General features: G+C 62.1%; 1 protein-coding gene. It reads right to left on the bottom strand.

What is annotated here, in order from left to right; genetic code table 11:
- Positions 1-289, bottom strand: a 289-nt coding sequence (locus tag APH41_RS03495) for a LysR family transcriptional regulator (RefSeq protein ID WP_156359021.1), incomplete at its 3' end; no start/stop codon positions are given.
- Between the last annotated feature and the right edge of the window lie 292 nt (positions 290-581).

The following is a 581-nucleotide window of genomic DNA, read 5'->3' as shown; positions in this document are numbered from 1 at the left end:
CCCCGCCGATATGCAGCACATTGCGATAGCCGTCCGGCAATGGCAGGTCACGGCGGGCGGCTTCCCAGGTTTGCAGCAACTGGTTGGCGTACACCACGAAGGCCTCGCCGTCGGCGGTCAGCCGCGCACCGGCACGGTTGCGCACGAACAGCGTGCAACCGAGCTGGTTCTCGAGGTTTTTGACACGAGCGGTGATAGCGGTCTGGGTGACGTGCAGTTTCTCGGCCGCCGCGGCCAGGCTGCCGCAGCGGGTGATTTCGAGGAAGGTGCGTGCCAGTTCGATGTCCATGAAGCCCCCGGGGATGAATAGGGGCATTGTAGAGCGATGCAGGATTGGAATGCGATCCATGTGGGGCTGGCTTGCCTGCGAAATCGGCGGTTCAGTTAGCCCAACGGCCTCTGACACACCGCTATCGCAGCATAGGTATCTACATAACTTTGGTACGACGCTGTATCTGTGGCGAGGGAGCTTGCTCCCGTGGCGGCCTGACAGCGACGCTTGTCCACCTGACGCGCCGCAGTCCTATGTGGGAGCTGGCTTGCCTGCGAAGGCAGCCTGGCAGTCAACACAGTTGGATGGT

This window comes from Pseudomonas sp. NBRC 111138 (assembly GCF_001320835.1).
Taxonomy (GTDB): domain Bacteria; phylum Pseudomonadota; class Gammaproteobacteria; order Pseudomonadales; family Pseudomonadaceae; genus Aquipseudomonas; species Aquipseudomonas paracarnis.
Note: the sequence above shows the minus strand (reverse complement) of the source record. Positions and strands in the feature narration are given on the sequence as shown.